Source organism: Duganella sp. CY15W (assembly GCF_009857555.1).
In the GTDB taxonomy this organism is placed as follows: domain Bacteria; phylum Pseudomonadota; class Gammaproteobacteria; order Burkholderiales; family Burkholderiaceae_D; genus Rugamonas; species Rugamonas sacchari.
This window is the reverse complement of sequence record NZ_WWCQ01000002.1, coordinates 45,903-62,683: the sequence shown is the minus strand read 5'-3', so window position 1 is coordinate 62,683 and position 16,781 is coordinate 45,903. Positions and strand designations below refer to the sequence as shown.

At 62.9% G+C, this 16,781-nt stretch carries 13 protein-coding genes; 8 read left to right on the top strand and 5 right to left on the bottom strand.

Features of this window, described 5'->3' with window-relative positions; all coding sequences use genetic code 11:
- Nucleotides 1–408: 408 nt before the first annotated feature.
- Entirely contained in the window at nt 409–1,119 is a 711-nt protein-coding gene (locus tag GTP58_RS09860) for an SDR family oxidoreductase (protein ID WP_161077387.1), read from the bottom strand.
- An 82-nt stretch (nt 1,120–1,201) separates the two neighbouring features.
- Complete coding sequence (locus GTP58_RS09855) at nt 1,202–1,780, bottom strand: TetR/AcrR family transcriptional regulator (protein WP_161077386.1); 579 nt, start codon at nt 1,778–1,780, stop codon at nt 1,202–1,204.
- A 94-nt stretch (nt 1,781–1,874) separates the two neighbouring features.
- On the opposite strand from GTP58_RS09855, the gene GTP58_RS09850 reads away from it, so the two are divergent.
- The 5 genes from GTP58_RS09850 (at nt 1,875) to GTP58_RS09830 (ending at nt 11,807) form a co-directional block, all read left to right on the top strand.
- Nucleotides 1,875–2,606 carry an ABC transporter substrate-binding protein gene (locus tag GTP58_RS09850; RefSeq protein WP_161077385.1) on the top strand — a complete coding sequence of 244 codons (732 nt, stop codon included), beginning with the start codon at nt 1,875–1,877 and terminating at the stop codon, nt 2,604–2,606.
- Between the two features lie 100 nt (nt 2,607–2,706).
- Nucleotides 2,707–4,764 (top strand): S9 family peptidase, encoded by a 2,058-nt coding sequence (locus tag GTP58_RS09845; RefSeq protein WP_161077384.1) that lies wholly within the window; start codon nt 2,707–2,709, stop codon nt 4,762–4,764.
- A gap of 54 nt (nt 4,765–4,818) precedes the next feature.
- Complete coding sequence (gene pepN, locus GTP58_RS09840; protein ID WP_161077383.1) at nt 4,819–7,449, top strand: aminopeptidase N; 2,631 nt, start codon at nt 4,819–4,821, stop codon at nt 7,447–7,449.
- Between the two features lie 418 nt (nt 7,450–7,867).
- Nucleotides 7,868–8,632, top strand: a complete 765-nt coding sequence (locus GTP58_RS09835) for an NF038120 family PEP-CTERM protein (protein ID WP_229215529.1) — start codon at nt 7,868–7,870, stop codon at nt 8,630–8,632.
- A 16-nt stretch (nt 8,633–8,648) separates the two neighbouring features.
- On the top strand, nt 8,649–11,807 hold the full coding sequence (locus tag GTP58_RS09830; RefSeq protein WP_229215528.1) for a S8 family serine peptidase: 3,159 nt from the start codon (nt 8,649–8,651) through the stop codon (nt 11,805–11,807).
- Nucleotides 11,808–11,859: 52 nt separating this feature from the next.
- Here the strand turns inward: GTP58_RS09830 and GTP58_RS09825 are convergent, their stop codons facing one another.
- The 3 genes from GTP58_RS09825 to GTP58_RS09815 all read right to left on the bottom strand — a co-directional run bounded on the left by GTP58_RS09825 (nt 11,860) and on the right by GTP58_RS09815 (nt 14,502).
- On the bottom strand, nt 11,860–12,276 hold the full coding sequence (locus GTP58_RS09825) for a hypothetical protein (RefSeq protein WP_161077382.1): 417 nt from the start codon (nt 12,274–12,276) through the stop codon (nt 11,860–11,862).
- A gap of 29 nt (nt 12,277–12,305) precedes the next feature.
- Entirely contained in the window at nt 12,306–13,292 is a 987-nt protein-coding gene (locus tag GTP58_RS09820; protein ID WP_229215527.1) for a hypothetical protein, read from the bottom strand.
- A gap of 61 nt (nt 13,293–13,353) precedes the next feature.
- Nucleotides 13,354–14,502 (bottom strand): TIGR04552 family protein, encoded by a 1,149-nt coding sequence (locus tag GTP58_RS09815; protein ID WP_161077381.1) that lies wholly within the window; start codon nt 14,500–14,502, stop codon nt 13,354–13,356.
- A gap of 175 nt (nt 14,503–14,677) precedes the next feature.
- On the opposite strand from GTP58_RS09815, the gene GTP58_RS09810 reads away from it, so the two are divergent.
- Genes GTP58_RS09810 through GTP58_RS09800 form a run of 3 tightly spaced genes read left to right on the top strand, consistent with a single transcriptional unit; the run spans nt 14,678 to nt 16,745 of the window.
- Nucleotides 14,678–15,025, top strand: coding sequence for an STAS domain-containing protein (locus GTP58_RS09810; RefSeq protein ID WP_202413619.1), 348 nt, complete (start codon nt 14,678–14,680; stop codon nt 15,023–15,025).
- Nucleotides 15,022–15,456: an ATP-binding protein gene (locus GTP58_RS09805; protein WP_161077380.1), complete on the top strand. Its 435-nt coding sequence runs from the start codon at nt 15,022–15,024 to the stop codon at nt 15,454–15,456. Before GTP58_RS09810 ends, GTP58_RS09805 begins: the two co-directional genes overlap by 4 nt.
- Nucleotides 15,453–16,745 (top strand): PP2C family protein-serine/threonine phosphatase, encoded by a 1,293-nt coding sequence (locus GTP58_RS09800; protein WP_161077379.1) that lies wholly within the window; start codon nt 15,453–15,455, stop codon nt 16,743–16,745. The genes GTP58_RS09805 and GTP58_RS09800 overlap by 4 nt, the downstream gene beginning before the upstream one ends.
- Nucleotides 16,746–16,781 lie beyond the last annotated feature (36 nt).

Genomic DNA, 16,781 nt, shown 5'->3' with positions numbered 1-16,781 from the left:
CGTATTTCGTGTGACTTCGGCTGCGCGGTGGTCGTCGCATAGGAGCCAACGCGGTCCGAGGTGAAGCTGCTACCTTAGCGCGCTCGGCAGGCTCATACAACACCGAGTTACAATTGTTCACAACTGGTTGTGAGGCAATACAAAGCGAAGCATTACCGGCGAGGAAAACGAATTGGGTACACGTCAAGCCGGCCCGCAACGTGTACTTTTTCACCTGGCTGAGTAAGCGATTATGCCTTTTTTCCTTGATTGAAAATACGCGATTTATTGCGTTTGCGAGAAAAAATTTCTATCGGCTACGGCGCAGGATAGCCACAGCATCAATACTGCGCTGCCGCAAGTTCGGGGTCAGTGCCGACATTCGGACATGAGCTCGTGTCCGAATGTCGGCACTGACCCCGAACTGGGTTATGCGGCGCGTGGTGCGCCCAGGTAGAGGCTGCGCGGTGCAGCAAAGCCCGCTTTGACCTGGCGCGATGTGTCGTCGGTCAGCACTTCATCCTGGTTGGCTTCGAGCGCGGTGACGATGGCGTGGGCGATGTCGGCGGGCGCGGATTTGGGCGCCTCGATGCCGGCCGTCATGTCGGTGTCCATATAGCCCATGTGGGCGCCCAGCACGTGGGTGTTTTGCGCCGCCAGCTCGCCGCGCAGGCCGTTGGTGAGCGCCCACGCCGCCGCCTTGGAGGCGCTGTAGGTGCCGGTGCTTGGCAGGCTGGCCCAGCTCAGCGCGGACAGGATGTTGATGATGGCGCCGCCGCCATTGCGGCCCAGTACGGGTGCAAACGCGTGGCTCAGCGCCAGTGGGGCGAAGAAGTTGACTTCCAGCTCGTTACGGGCGGCGCTCAGCGCGTCTGCCGTGGTCACGCCGCTGCCAGTCGAGATGCCGGCGTTGTTGATTAGAATGGTCAGGTCGGGAATCGCCCGCACCGCAGCGGCAATGTCAGCGGCATTGGTGACGTCAAGCCGGATCGGCGTGACGCCGGCGATGTCCACCGTGGCAGGGTTGCGGGCTGCGGCGTACACCTTGCGCGCGCCGGCGGCGACTGCGGCTTGCGCCAGCGCTTTGCCCAAGCCACGGTTGGCGCCGGTAATGAGGACGACGGCATTGTTGAAGTTCATGATGTTTCCTTTCAGGGTTAAGTAAAAACTACAATATGACCGGTCGTCTTGAAAACGGCCGAAAAAAATCCGGCGCAATAAATCAGCGCAACAAATGCTGCAATACCACCTGGGCGAAGCGTTCCAGCGGCGCAATGCTGTGGTCAGCCTTGGCGCGCAGTACGGCGCCTTGCCATGCATCCGTTACAAAGCCGGCCAGTGTGGCGGCCGGCAGGGTATTGCTGATGCTGCCGTCCTGCTGGCCTTGCGCAATCACGTCCGCCATCAGCGCGGTGGATGCGGCATAGTTTTCCTGCATGGCGCTACGCATGGACGGGATCTGGTTGGACAGCTCGGCGCTGAAATTGCCCATCAGGCAGCCGAAGTTATAGTCGTTGACCGTGTTGGCAGCGATCATGCGGGCATAAAACTGCTGTATCCGTGCCAGCGGCGGCAGCGTACTGTCGCTCAGGATGGCGGCGATCTGCGCCGCGCCTTCCACATAACGTTGCAATACTTCCAGCCCCAGCGCTTCCTTGCTGGTGAAGTGGTTGTAGAACGAGCCCTTCGGTACACCGGCAGCGTCGGTAATGTCCTGGACGCTGGTGGCGTTGAACCCTTTGCTGTGCAGCAGGTTCAAGCTGGTGCTGACGATTTGCTCTTTGACGTTTGCTTTAGCCATGACGTAAATATGACCGGTCGTCTTAATTAAGTCAAGAACTTTTTGCGGCAGCGCGATAAGATGGTTGTTATCAACTTTGAAAGGGAGGTCTGCCGTGCGCCAACTGCCAACGCTGCTGCTGTCGCTGCTGCTGGGTTTTCCATTGTTGACCCAGGCTGCGCCGCTGGAAGTGAAAATGTGTATTTTCGATCATCCGTTCCCGCCGATGACCAATCCGGACGGCTCTGGCCAGGCGCAGGACGTGCTGCGCCGCGCATCGAAACTGCAACCGGTGGTGATCCAGAATATCGTGGCGCCGCGTTTCCAGTGCATGGAGCAGCTGCGTACCGGCCAGGTGGACGCCATGCTGGCCGCGTTCATTGAAGACCGTACCTCCTACAGCGCGTTTCCGATGAAGGGATCGCAGCCCGACGCCAGCCGCGCCGTGGGCGATATCAACTTTACCGTGTCGCGCCGGCGCGGCGGCGGCGTCGACTGGGATGGCAAGCAGTTCATCAACCTGGGCCAGCAGCCGGTGGGCACGCAGCCGGGCTTGCTGCATGTGTCGCTGCTGCGCCAGCTCAATGTGGTGATCGACGACAGCGCCAGCAGTCCGGAACAGGCGTTTGCCATGCTGGCGCAGAACCGCGTGGCGGCGGTGGTCACGCAGCAGGGCGAGGGCGAGCAGATCATCGCCCGCAAATACAAGGGCGAACTGGAGATGCTGCCCACGCCGCTGATCGCCACGCCGATGTACCTGATCGTCAATAAAATCTTCTACAACAAGAACCAGGCGCAGATCGACAGCTACTGGGATGCGATACGCCAGGTCCGCAATGGCAGGTAGCAGAACGTAACAGACCTACGCCCTTGTTCCGCTCTCTTGGTATGATGCACGGCACCCGGCCACAAGCCGGTATTTTTCTAATAACATCGGAGAGCACCGAATGAGATTTCCACTGCTGCTGCTGGGCGCCGTCATGGCATCCAGCGCTGTGGCCGCGCCGCGCGGCTTCACTGTAGAAGACATGGTCAAGATGGAGCGCGTGGGCAGCCCCGTGCTGTCGCCGGACGCCACCCGCGTGGTGTACACCGTGCGTTCCACCGATCTGGACAAGAACCGTGGCAATACCCAGATCTGGCTGCTGGACCTGCGTAACCCCAAAGCTGCGCCGGTGCGCCTGACGCAGGCCGGCGCCAGCAGCATGGATCCGGAATGGTCGCCGAATGGCGATGCGATTTACTTCCTGTCGGGCCGCTCCGGTTCGTCGCAGGTCTGGCGTCTGCCGCTGAGCGGCGGCGAGGCCAGCAAGGTCACCGACCTGCCGCTGGACGTGGACAACTTCCGCCTGTCGCCGCAGGGCGACCGCCTGCTGTTCAGCATGGCCGTGTTCCGCGACTGCGCCGACCTGGCTTGTAGCAAGCAGCGCCTGGACGAGCAGGCCAAGGTCAAGGCCAGCGGCAAGGTCTACGACAAGCTGTTCGTGCGCCACTGGGACACCTGGGCCGATGGCCGCAACAATGTGCTGTACTCGGCGCCAATCGACGCCAGCGGCAAGGTCAGCACGCAGCCGGTGAACCTGAGCGGCAAGCTCGATGGCGACGTGCCATCGAAGCCGTTTGGCGATCACGACGAATATCACTTCAGCCCGGACGGCAAGAGCGTGGCCTTCTCGGCCCGCATCGCCGGCAAGACCGAAGCGTGGTCGACCAACTTTGACGTCTACACGGTACCCGCCACCGGCGGCGAGCCGAAGAATCTGACCGAAGAGAACAAGGCCTGGGACACCAAGGCCATCTACTCGCCGGACGGCAAGACGCTGGCCTATGTGGCCATGGACAAGCCGACCTTTGAAGCGGACCGCTTCCACCTGGTGCTGATCGATGTCGCCAGCGGCAAGAAGCGCACCGTGGCCGATAGCTGGGACCGTTCGATTGCGGACTTCCGCTGGACCCCGGACAGCAAGGCCATCCTGGCCACTGCCGACGATATCGGCCAGCACCGCCTGTTCTCCATCGACGCCGCCAGCGGCAAGGTGACGGCGCTGACCGGCAAGGGCTATGTCAGCGGCTTCGATGTTGCGCGTGACACGGTGGTGATCGCGCAAGCCAATCTGGCATCCGGCGCGCAGCTGTACAAATTCAAGCTGGGTACTTCGGCTGAAAAAGCCGAGCAGCTGACCCGGCTCAATGAAGCCGCGCTGGCCGACGTCAAGTTCGGCGAGTACGAGCAGTTCTCCTTCACCGGCGCCAATGGCGATACCGTGTATGGCCACGTGATGAAGCCATGGAACGCACAGCCGGGCCAGAAATATCCGGTAGCCTTCCTGGTGCACGGCGGTCCGCAGGGCAGCTTCGGCAACTCGTGGAGCTACCGCTGGAATCCTCAGGTGTACGCGGGCGCTGGCTATGCGACCGTGTTCATCGACTTCCACGGCTCGACCGGCTACGGCCAGAAGTTTACCGATGCGATCAGCGGTGACTGGGGCGGCAAGCCGCTGGAAGACCTGCAAAAAGGCCTGGCTGCCGCAGCGCAGAAATTCCCATGGCTGGACCGCGAGAACAGCTGCGCATTGGGCGCGTCTTACGGCGGCTTCATGATGAACTGGATCCAGGGTAACTGGTCCGATGGCTTCAAGTGCATCGTCAACCACGACGGCGTATTCGATACGCGCGGCATGGCTTACGCGACCGAAGAAATCTGGTTCACCGAGTGGGAAAACGGCGGTCCGTATTACGAAGTGCCTGAACTGCACGAGAAATTCAATCCGGCGCTGAAAGTGAAGAACTGGAAGACGCCGATGCTGGTGGTGCAGGGCGACCTGGACTTCCGCATCCCGACCGCACAGGGCCTGGGCACCTTCACGGCGCTGCAGCGCCGCGGCATCCCGAGCAAATTCCTGTTCTTCCCGGACGAGAACCACTGGGTGCTGAAGCCGGCCAACTCGGTACTGTGGCACCACACGGTGATCGACTGGCTCGATACCTACATCAAGAAGCAGTAAGCATTCCGCATAACGCCCGCAGTTGCGGGCGTTTTTACTTTCAGGGACACCTTCATGAAAAAATATCTGATCGCTGCGGCGGTGACGCTGGCATGCGCCGGCGCGCACGCTGCCGCCGAGGCGCCGCGCGCCGAAAACGCTTATCTGTCGCAGCAGGACGCCGCCGCCCGCGCCGCGCGCGTGAGCAATGTCGACTACACGCTGGCGTTCGCGCTGACCGGCAAGGAAAGCTTCAGCGGCACCACCACGCTGAGCTTTGACCTCAGCGACGCTTCGCAGCCGCTGACCATCGATCTGGACAAGGCCAGCATCAGCAGCGTCACCGTCAACGGCAAGGCCGTTACGCCGCACTACAATCAGTGGTTCATCACGCTGGCGGCGCAGGACCTGGTGGCCGGCCGCAATACCGTCACCATCGCCTACACGCGCCTGCACAGCACCAACGGCGAAGGGCTGCACCGCATGGTCGATCCGGTCGATGGCCGGGTTTACACCTACTCGCATTTTGAACCGGCGGCCGCGCACCAGATGTTCCCGGTATTCGACCAGCCGGATCTGAAAGGCACGTATCAGGTGACCGTCACCACGCCGGCCGACTGGATCGTCTCGTCCACCACGCGCGAGACCGGCGTGCAGGACATCGAGGGCGGCAAGCGCTGGACCTTCCCGCGTTCGAAAAAACTGAGCCCGTATAACTTCTCGATGCACGCCGGCCCGTACAAGGTATGGGAAGACAACAGCGGCAAATATCCGATGCGTTTGTTTGCGCGCCAGTCGGTGGCGGCGCAGGTGTCGCCGCAGGACTGGTTCAAGTACACCAGGCAGGGCCTGGCTTTCTTTGATGAGTACTTCGGCATTCCTTACCAGTTCGAGAAGTACGACCAGCTGCTGGTGCCGGACTTCCTGTACGGCGCGATGGAAAACGCCGGCGCCATCACCTTTGCGGAAGGGCGCTTCCTGCACAAGGAAGAAATGACGGCAGCGCAGAAGCAGTCGCTGGCCGGCGTCATCATGCACGAGATGGCGCACCAGTGGTTTGGCGACCTGGTGACCATGAAGTGGTGGAACGGCTTGTGGCTCAACGAGAGCTTCGCCTCCTTCATGGGCACGCTGGCGACGGCGGAAGCGACCGAGTTCACCAATGCCTGGCAGGGCTTCTACTCGGGCGGCAAGCAGGCGGCCTATGTGCAGGACCAGCGCGTGACCACGCACGCGATTGAAACGCCGGTGCCGTCGACCGCCAATGCCTTCGACAATATCGACGCCATCACGTATTCCAAAGGCGCCTCGACGCTCAAGCAGCTGCGCCATTTGCTGGGCGAGGAAGTGTTCCGCCAGGGCGTGCACAACTATCTGGTCAAGTACCAGTACCGCAATGCGACGCTGGATGATTTCATCGGCAGCCTGGGCCAGGCTGCCCAGCGCGATCTGAGCGGCTGGACCAGGGAATGGCTGTACCAGGCTGGCGTGAATACCATCGCGGCCGACTTCAGCTGCGCGGGCGGCAAGATCAGTGCCTTCACGCTGCGCCAGAGTGCGGCCAGCAAGGCGTTGCCGGTCCTGCGCGAGCAGCGTGTGCAGATCGGCCTGTTCCGGCTGGGTGCACAGGGTCTCGCGCTGAGCAAGAACGTGGCGGTGACCTACCAGGGCGCGGCGACTGCAGTGCCTGAACTGAAAGGCGCGGCGTGCCCGGACCTGGTGTATCCGAATTATCAGGACTGGGGCTTTGCGCAAGTGCAGCTGGATAAGAAGTCGTTCGCCACCGCACAGGCCAGCCTGAGCAAGGTGGATGATCCGCTGCTGCGTTCCATGCTGTGGCAAAGCCTGTGGGATGGCGTGCGCGCGGCCAAGCTGCCGCTCAACGAATTCCTGCAGACGGTGCTGGTCAACGCGCCGGCGGAACAGGACTACACGCTGCTCGGTGATGTGGTCGGCAAGCTGCACCTGTCGATGGACTATCTGAACGCGATGGGGCCATCGGCCGCCGCATACAAAGCCAAGGTCGGCGTGCAACTGGAGCAGATGGCGTTTGCCGCCACGCAGGCGGCCAGTGCGGACAAGAACTTCCAGCGCCGCTGGTTCGGTACCTACCTCGATGTGGCCAGCAGCCCGGCAGCGCTCAAGCAGCTGGCCGACATCCTGGACGGCAAGCTGGTGGTGCCAGGATTGAACGTCAGCCAGGACGTGCGCTGGGACATCCTCAATCGCCTGAACCGCTATGCCTATGCCGGCAGTGCGGAGCTGCTGGCGGCTGAACAGGAACGCGACAAAACCGACAGTGGCCAGCAGGCGGCGATTGCCGCCACCGTGGTGCGTCCGGACGCTAAGGTGAAGACCGAATGGCTGGCGGCGATTGCCGACCTGCAGACCAAGCTGCCGTTCTCCAAGGTACGCACGGCGATGAACAACCTCTATCCATCCGAGCAGGGTGCATTGAGCGAGCAAACCGCAGCGCAGCGTCTGGCCGGTCTGGCAGCGGTCGACAAGGCCGCCGGCCCGGTCTACATGCGGGCCTATGGCGCGGCCATGATACCGGCCACCTGCACGCCGGCCAGCGTCCAGCGCCTGGAAAGCGCGATTGTTAAATTCAAAGAATTGTCTACCAGCACTTCACGTTCTCTTCAAGTAATAAAACAGGAAGATGCACGTTGTGTTGCTATCAAGAAAGCAATGACGATACATTAATTGGGAGGCATTTTTGCAACAAAAGCCAGCCGGGTACGGCTGGCTTTTTTTATGCGCGCCATTCCTTGCGCGTTGTGCGAGAAAGACGCCAAATTGGCAGAAATTGCTTCTTTATAAGTAATATTTAATTCGATACATTAATTTTGAATATGGATGGCTTTTTGCACAATTACAACGGAAATACAATTATTTGAGCATGATTTTATGACAGCGTCATGACGTCACTTTCATAGTGGAGGCCGGATTAAATTTGGTTCCTAGGCAAGATAATTAAACAATAAACGTTAATATTTCATTACTTGAACCTGGTGGTTTTGGCTATATTGATTGTTACTTTCTAAAAAAAGTAGACAAGGGCATTAGCCTGGCAATCGACTGGGCGGGCCATGGCTCCACACTCAACCAACAAGGCAAGAGAATGAACCACTCCACAAAATTCCAGGCAGTCCCGTCTACGCCCGGGCTGAAAAAATTGGCTGCCGCCGCGATCGGCGCGATTGCGCTGATGGGTGCTGCCCCAGCCATGGCCGATACCATCAATTTCGAGTCCCTCGCGCCGACTGTTTTCGGTGGCACCGAGGTGTTTAGCGAAGCGGGCTACAACCTGACGGTGATCGATACTCCGGTGGCCGGTCCTGGCGGCACGGGCTTTGCCGGCGTCATCATCAACGGCCTGGATCCCAACTCCTGCGACATCGCTGCCTGCCCAGTGGGCAACTCCAGCCATTTCTACGCGGGCGTCAATGACGGCAGCCTGAACCTGGCGCGCGGCGACAACAAGGCGTTCACGCTGCAAAGCCTGGACTACGGTTTCGTGGCGCCGGTCGGCGGCCTGGCGAGCTACTCCTACGGCCAGCTGACCGTGGTTGGTCAAAAAGCCGGTGGCGGCACGGTGTCGGCCTCGTTTGATTTCCCGGCCCTGGTGGGCGGCAATTCGCCGTTCGTAACGGCCAGCCTGGCGTCGAAGTTCGGCAATACCCTGTTCAGCAACGTCACCATCAGCTCCTGCATTTTCAGCGGCAACGACTGCGTGAATCCTGCCGGTAACCAAGCCCAGTTCGCGCTGGACAACGTGATCCTGGCCGCCGTGCCTGAGCCGGAAACCTACGCCATGATGGGCCTGGGTCTGGCCGCGATCGGCCTGGTGGCGCGCCGTCGCGCTCAAAAGCAAAACAACGTTTAAGCAAGGGTAGCTCTCCATGAAACTGAAACTTCGTCCCGTCTCCACCGCCGTCCTGCTGATGCTGTCGGCGCTGGCCACCACCGCGCACGCTGAAGAAGAGCGCCGTTCCTACATCGTGCAACTGGCCGACAAGCCGGTTGCCACCTATACCGGCCAAGTGGCCGGCCTGGCCGCGACCATGCCAACCCAGGGCCAACGCCTGGATGTGAGCGCCTCCGATGTGCAGGCTTACATCAGCTACCTGGAAACCAAGCAGAATGACGTCATCAGCACCATCGGCAACGCCGAAGTGACCCACAAGTACGACGTCGTGTTCAACGGCTTTGCAGCCCTGCTGACCGACGCCGAAGTGCGCGCGCTGAAGAAAAATGCCGGCGTTGCCGCCATTACCGCCGACTCCATCATGCAGCTGGACGACAGCTATGTGAACACCTTCATCGGCCTGGACAAGGCCGGCGGCCTCTGGGAACAGCTGGGCGGCAAGGGTGCGTCCGGTGAAGACATCATCATCGGTATCGTTGACGGTGGTATCTGGCCAGAGAACAACAGCTACGCCGACCGCGTCGACAGCGACGGCTATCCTAGCCATTCCGGCTCGACCCTGGCCTACGGCCCGCCGCCAGCCAGCTGGAAGGGCAGCTGCGACACCGGCGAAGGCTTTGGCCTCAACAATTGCAACAACAAGCTGATCGGCGCGCGCTACTACAAGCCGTCCTCGCAAGCCCTGCACTGGACCGAGTTCAACTCGGCCCGTGACTCGGTGGCAGGCGCAGAAGGTTCGGGCGGCCACGGCAGCCACACCTCCAGCACCGCCGGCGGCAATGACAAGGTCGCCACCGTCAGCGGCGGCGTCAGCCTGGGCCGCACTTCCGGCGTGGCGCCACGCGCCCGTATCGCTGCGTACAAGGTCTGCTGGACCGACGCTGCCACCGCCAAGAACGGTTGCGCGACGTCCAACAGCGTCTCGGCGATCAACCAGGCGGTCAAAGACGGCGTCAACGTCATCAACTTCTCGATCGGCCCAAGCTCGGGCGGCGGCGCTTTCAACGAAGCGACCGAACAAGCGTTCTACGGCGCCGCTGCAGCAGGCGTGTTTGTGGCAGCGTCGGCTGGTAACTCCGGCCCGACCTCGACCGCTCCTGCGCCAGTGGCCCACATCAGCCCATGGCTGACCACGGTCGGCAACTCGACCCATGACCGCATCTATGTTGGCGACGCCATCCTGGGTAGCGGCGTCAGCGTGACCGGTGCATCGAGCAACGCCAACACCCCGTCGGCACCGCTGATCCTGTCCAAGGATGCCGGCCTGCCAGGCGCCAACCCAGCGCAGCTGGCCCAGTGCTTCGGCGGCGCGGATGGCCAGGCAGCCCTGCTGGACCCAAGCAAAGTCAGCGGTAAAGTGCTGGTCTGCGACCGCGGCAACAACGTGCTGGTCAACAAGAGCGCCAACGCCAAGACGGCCGGTGCGGTGGGTGTCATCATCGCCAACGTCGACGGCGGCGCTGCCACCATCATCAACCAGGCGCACAGCGTTTCGACGGTCCACATCACCAAGGAAAACGGCAAGATCGTCAAGGACTACGTAGCCGCCAACCCATCGGCCAACAGCGCCCTGGGCAACCTGCGCGCTACCTTCGACCCAACCGTCAGGGCGCCGATCATGAACGGTTCGTCGTCGCGCGGTCCTAACGTCGCCAGCGCCAACATCCTGAAACCGGACGTGACCGCACCTGGCACCGACATCCTGGCTGCCGTGACGGCCGACCTGACCCGGGCGCAGCACGATGCCGTGGCAGCCGGCGGCGTGGCGCCAAGCGCGGACTGGGCGTTCTACACCGGTACCTCGATGGCGTCGCCACACGTGGCTGGCGTGGCTGCGCTGCTGAAACAGCGTCACCCTGACTGGACCCCGGCTGCCATCAAATCGGCGCTGATGACCACCGCCTATGACACCTACACCGACGGCCTGAACACCGGCGTGGCCTGGGACAGCACTGCCAAAAACACCGGCACGCTGCCATGGGCACAAGGCGCCGGCCACATCGCGCCAACGTCGGCGGCCGATCCTGGCCTGGTGTACGACATCGACCCAGTGGAATACGCACGCTTCCTGTGCGGCCAGGGCCTGATCTACTCGCCGGCACAGTGCACCTCGTTCGGCGGCCCGATCACGGCACAGAACCTGAACCTGGCATCGCTGACCGTCGGTAACGTCCTGGGCGCTACCACCCTGACCCGTACCGTCACCAACGTCGGCACCACCACCGCCACCTATAACGCCACGGCGGCTGTGCCTGGCTACACGGTTGTGGTGTCGCCATCGCAGCTGGTACTGGCGCCAGGCGCCAAAGGCACCTTCACTGTGAAAGCGACCCGTACCGATGCACCTATCGATACCTGGGTCTACGGCAAGCTGACCTGGAACGATGGTTCGCACACCGTACGTAGCCCGCTGACCCTGCGTGGCAGCGCCCTGGCGGCGCCAGCCTCGGTATCCAGCGAAGCGACCTCGGGCAGCAAAACCCTCACCGTGGGTACCGGTTTCGCCGGCGCCATGAGCGTGGCGAAAGGTGGCCTGATTGCACCGTCGCAGGAAACCCGCACCATTGTGCAGGCCTCCAGCCCATCGACCGCCAACGCGCAGTGCACCGGCACCGCCGGCACCGGCGTCAACGTGCACACGGTCACCATCCCGGCCGGCACGATTGCCGCACGCTTCTCGCTGTTTGATGCGGATACCCAGGGCGCAACCCCTGGCCTGAGCGACCTCGACCTGGTTGTGGCCAAAGGTGCGACCATCGTCGGCAGCAGCGGCGGCGACAGCGCCAACGAGTCGGTACAACTGCTGAACCCAGCAGCTGGCGACTACAAGGTGTGCGTGGTGGGTTATGCACCAAAAGGCGGCTCGGCAACCTACGCGCTGTCGACCTGGCTGGTACAGCCAAGCTCGACCGGTGGCAACTTCAAGGTCATCGCCCCGAGCTCGGCCGCCATCGGCGGTACTGCCAGCGTCGGTCTGAGCTGGTCTGGCCTGCCAACCGGCAAACGCTATGTGGGCGCGCTCAACTTCCTGCTGGGCGGCGTCAAGCAAGGCACCACGGTGATCGATGTGGACACCACCGATCCGCTGCCACTGTTCCAGAACTCCCGCGCGAAAGACCAGCTGGCGTTCTGATCAGAGTAACGTGATCCGATCAACCCCGCGGGCAGTACGCCGCGGGGTTTTTTTATTGGCTGTTGGGTGGGCTGAGCAGGGGACGGGAATTGAGCACGCACTGGCCGGCGTTGCAGCTGGCGCCCGGATCGCTGATGACGGAGCAGGTTGACATCATGTGTTCGCGCGCATCGTCGGCGCGGCGCGCGGCCGCATGCTGTTCGACCAGCGTCTTGAGCTGGCTGCCGTCGCTGTTTTTGCTGGACCAGGCGATATAGTTTTCCGGCCCGCCGCAGGCCTTGGCGCCCACGCCCAGCGTATGGCACTGGCTGCTGTTGTCGCAACTCAGATTGGTATTGGCGGACTGGATTTTTTGCCACAGCGAGACAGTGGTGTCCGGCGCGGGCGGCTGGGCCACGGCGCACGCGGTGAGGACGAACAGGCTGGCCGTGGCCAGGCGCAGGGAGCGGAGGCGGGGTAGGGTTTTCATGGTTGCATCATGATCCAAGGACAGGTGGATTACAAGGGTTCGCGCAGCCGCGCTTTGCGGGCCACGGCGTCCGGGCCGAACAGGATGGTGAATTCTGCCGGCGCCTGCTCGGGCCGCGCTGCAGGATATGTGTAACGCCACATTTCATAACCGCTGTCGAACCTCACCGTGTGGGCCGGACCGAGCCGGGCGCGCATCTGCGCCGCGCTGGCATGGTCGGCGGCGATGGCGGTATCGTCGGGCGATGGCGGGCCGTCCATGTCCTCAAAGCTGAGCAGGGTGTCGTCGGACCAGTTGTGGTCCCACAGCGGTGCATAGTAGCTGCGGTCCAGCAGCACCTGGCAGTCGCAATAGGGCAGCGTGGCGGCGCTTTGCGTGCCGCCGGCGTACAGCGCCTGGAATGGCAGCGTGGCCTGGCGTTCGCCGTCGCGCAGGGTGACGGCAAACACGGGGCGGTCCGAGAAGAGCAGATAATTGCCATCGGCGGTGTTGCAGACACGGCTGGCGTCGGTGAACAGCTCGCCCAGCCAGGCGAAGAGCTTCGCATTGTTCGACAGCAGGCCGGCCTCGACCCCGACCAGGCATTCCAGCCGCAGGTCGCCCAGGCGGCGCATACCTTCCGGCACGCCCGGACTGCGCACCTGTGCGCGCCAGGTCAGCGTGCTGGTTTTGCGGCTGGCGATCAGCGCCGCGTCTTCCTTGAGCGCCTGGGCGTTGCGCTCCAGCGTGAACGTGTGGTCGCCAGCGATGCTGACGGGAAGCGCGATACTGTCGCCCACCACGCGCATGGTGAGTCCATCCAGCTGGGTGGTGGGCAGGCGTGGCAGCAGCTGGAAGCGCAGGCTGGCCTGCGGCGCCAGCGCATGGTGGCGTTCAAAGCTGTCCATGCCGGCGATCATCTTGCGGTAGGACTTGTCGACCGGATCGCGCGTGGCGGACACGGTGACGCTGGGGGCGTTCTGCGCGACGGCGCCCCCGATTGCGGTCAGCAGTGAAATTGCCAGTGCCAGTTTCAAACGTGCCTCCTGCAAGCAGAGACTCCATGGTAAAGCCTGCCGCCGGATGGCGGCGCACCATTCAGGCGTCGCTGTGCTGCTCCAGCCAGCGGATCAGGTCGCGCCCAAACACGCGCGTGCGGGCGGTATCGACCTGGCGCTTCTTATAGGCTTCGTGGCTGGCAGGTCCGGTCAGGCTGCGTTCATAGCTGGCCTGGTCCATGAGCTGGATCTCGTACTCAAAAAAGAAGCCGACGTCGTAGTCCTGCTCGGGCGCGGCATCCAGCTGCTGCACGTGGATCATCTTGCGCGCCGTGACCTGCACGCTGTTGAAGCCGACGCCGCTGTGCGGATTGTCGCAGCGCGTCTGCGGCTGGGCGATGTCCTCCAGTTCCGCATCCATGGCGCGCAGCAGATCGAGCGGGTACTCCTTGCTATGTTCGAGCTGCGCGCGGTATTTGCAGAACACCTGCTTGGCGGCGTCGATATCGAGCAGGGTATTGCGCGTGCGTTCCGCGTCGACATTGGTCACCGACAGCAGGTGGGCGCGCTGCAAGGTGCGCAAGGCCAGCAGGCATTCGCTGCGCGTGGTGAATACCAGCCGCACGCCCAGATAATCAAAGATGTCCGCGGCCAGGTAGGCGGCTTTCTGCAGCAGCTTGAGCAGGATGCTGTTGCGGCCCTTGTTGTCCTTGCGGTCGTAATGCAGCAGCGGCAGGCAGATGTCGCCGTCGGTCAGATAGTATTGCCCGCCATCGCGCTTGATGACTTCATCGAGCGCGCCAAACACCTGCGCGCGGATGGCATGAAAGTGGCGCAGCTTGAGGTTGTTGTCGATGTAAAAAATGCCGTGCATGACCTTGAGCACGGCGCAGGCCCACATGCGGCGCGCGTCCACATGCTGGCCGCGCAGCGAGGCATACACGAGCAATTGCAGCGGATCGTCGGGAGCGCTGACCTCGGGCGGGATCAGGTGTTGCTGCGACGGCGACAGGAAGGTGCTGCTGATGAAGTCCACCGCCTCGCGGTGCGCGCGCCGTATCAGTTCCTGGGCGGCGGGCTGCTCGAGGTCAAAGCCGTATTCGCGCACGAACTGGCGCGCGTCGTGCAAGTTGCGCAGGGCCAGTTCGCCGAGGTCGATGGCCGAAACGCCATTGGCGATGGCGTTCAGATAGCTCCAGTTGAGCGATAGCTTGTCACGGCTCCGGAGCGAGGCTCGGAGTTCAGTCATGTCGTCTCCCTACCGCATTGCTTTTATTTTAATATCGTTTCCGTCTGTAACCTCCAGCGTACCATGACTCATGGCGCACGATAGCGCTTGTCATGGAATGGTCACAATGGACGCGTATGCTGGTGCGCTTGCGCGCCCGGTGCGCGTCACCCTTGTTATCTTCAGCACAGGAACCATGATGAGCATTGCGTACACCGACGTTAACGACACCCTGCGCCGCGTTTCCCTCTCGGGCCGCCTCGATATCGCCGGCACCGATGCCATCGCCCTGCAGTTTGCGGCGTTGACCGCGTCGGCCCGGCAGCGTGCCGTGGTTGACCTGAGCGCCGTGGATTTCCTGGCCTCGATCGGCATTCGCGCCATCGTCGCCAATGCCCGCGCCATGCAGCAGCGCGGTTCGCGCATGGTGTTGTTTGTCGGTGAAAATGGCCCGGTCGCCAAGACCCTGTCCACCACCGGCATCGATGTGGTGATCCCGATGTTCAACGACCTGGCGCAGGCGGAACAGGCAGCCCTGGCTTGAACGTCACGCTGAATCACGCCGTGCTGATGGTGACGGCGCAAGCTGCGGAACTGCGTCGCGCGGCCGCCTGGCTGCACAGCGAGGCCGGCGCGCGTGCGGTGCCGGAGGAGGATATCGCCCGCCTCGATATGTGTCTGCACGAGGCGATGGCAAATATCCTCGACCATAGCGGGCTGGCGCCGCAGGCGCAGATCGCACTGCGGCTGCAGGTGCAGGCGCAGGCGCAAAGTGCCGTGCTGACCATTGCCGACGGCGGCGCCCCTTACGATCCCACGCAGGCGGCGGCGCCCGAGCGCCCGCGCACGCTGGAAGACACGCTGCCGGGCGGCCTGGGCGTGGTGATGCTGCGCAGTCACTCGGACCAGCTGGATTATGCCTACCGCGATGGCCAGAACTGCCTCAGTGTCACGGTGCGCTGGGGCGCGGCATGAGCACGTCCGGCATCACGCGGCGGCCGTTCCGCCGCAGCGGAGAACGGCGCCACGGACTGGATCATCTGCTTGGCCAGCAACGTCATGAAAACCGCCACGTCGAACGCCGGCGCGAGGGCATGGACTGGATCGGCCTGTTCCGCCAGGCCAGCGCGGATGCGGTGGAAGCGGCGCTGGCGGAAGCCGATGTGCTGGAGCTGGCGGCCGGTGCGCCGCTGCTCAGCTACGGCGAAACCAACCACAATGTGTACATCCTGCTGTCCGGGCGGCTGGACGTGCATCTCGATGGCGACAGCGGTTCCGAGCGCGCGATCTCGGTGGCGCCGGGGGAGCTGATCGGCGAATTGTCCGCCATCGATGGCGAGCCCGTATCGGCGCTGGTGATTGCGCACGCGCCGTCGCAGGTGCTGCAATTGTCGCGCGACCTGTTCTGGCAGAAGCTCATGACGCTGCCCGGCGTCGCCAGCAATCTGATGACCACGCTGACCGGCCGCATGCGCCGCTCCAACGAAGCCGCGCTCAAGGCGCAGCGCGCCGCGCTGGAGTTGCAGCACTTGCGCAAGGAGCTCGATATCGCGCGCCAGCTGCAACTGAGCATGCTGCCGCTGCAGCGGCCGCTGTTCCCGGAACGCAGCGACCTGCATGCGTGCGGTCTGATGGAACCTGCTTCGCACGTGGGCGGCGATTTGTTCGATGCCTTCTTCATCGACGATCACCTGCTGTTCATCTGTATCGGCGATGTCTCCGGCCACGGCGTGGCGGCGGCGCTGTTCATGGCGCGTACGATAGGCCTGCTGCGCGTGCTGGCCATGAGCATCACGGAACCGGAACAGCTGCTGGCCACGCTTAACGACCGCCTGTGCGCAGGCAATGACACCAATCTGTTCGTCACCATGTTCTGCGGCTTCCTCGACGTGAACACGGGTGTGCTGCGCTACTCGAACGGCGGCCATTGTCCGCCCATGGTGCTGGCGGGCGGTGTCGCCAGCCTGTTGCCGATACCGAAAGGTGTGCTGGTGGGCGCGTTTCCGGGCTTGGCGTTCAGCGCCATGGACACCGTGCTGGCGCCCGGCGATACGCTGCTGTGCTACACCGATGGCGTCACCGAAGCGGCCAATGAAGATGGCGTGGAATTTTCCGAACAGCGCTGCCTGGAGCTGCTCGCGCACTGGGAGGATGCGCCGCTGCCGGTGGCGCTGGACCTGCTGCGGCTGACCGTCAGCACCTTCACCGGCCAGCCGGTGCTGGATGACGACTGCACCCTGCTGGCCATCCGCCGTCCGGCGTGATCTGTGCCCTGTTGGCCTTAATTTTATTATAATGGC

Bases quoted from the DNA above. Each gene is read 5' to 3' on its own strand.
- GTP58_RS09860 (WP_161077387.1), bottom strand. From the start codon at position 1,119: ATGAACTTCAACAATGCCGTCGTCCTCATTACCGGCGCCAACCGTGGC.
- GTP58_RS09855 (WP_161077386.1), bottom strand. From the start codon at position 1,780: ATGGCTAAAGCAAACGTCAAAGAGCAAATCGTCAGCACCAGCTTGAAC.
- GTP58_RS09845 (WP_161077384.1), top strand. From the start codon at position 2,707: ATGAGATTTCCACTGCTGCTGCTGGGCGCCGTCATGGCATCCAGCGCT.
- pepN (WP_161077383.1), top strand. From the start codon at position 4,819: ATGAAAAAATATCTGATCGCTGCGGCGGTGACGCTGGCATGCGCCGGC.
- GTP58_RS09835 (WP_229215529.1), top strand. From the start codon at position 7,868: ATGAACCACTCCACAAAATTCCAGGCAGTCCCGTCTACGCCCGGGCTG.
- GTP58_RS09830 (WP_229215528.1), top strand. From the start codon at position 8,649: ATGAAACTGAAACTTCGTCCCGTCTCCACCGCCGTCCTGCTGATGCTG.
- GTP58_RS09825 (WP_161077382.1), bottom strand. From the start codon at position 12,276: ATGAAAACCCTACCCCGCCTCCGCTCCCTGCGCCTGGCCACGGCCAGC.
- GTP58_RS09815 (WP_161077381.1), bottom strand. From the start codon at position 14,502: ATGACTGAACTCCGAGCCTCGCTCCGGAGCCGTGACAAGCTATCGCTC.
- GTP58_RS09810 (WP_202413619.1), top strand. From the start codon at position 14,678: ATGATGAGCATTGCGTACACCGACGTTAACGACACCCTGCGCCGCGTT.
- GTP58_RS09800 (WP_161077379.1), top strand. From the start codon at position 15,453: ATGAGCACGTCCGGCATCACGCGGCGGCCGTTCCGCCGCAGCGGAGAA.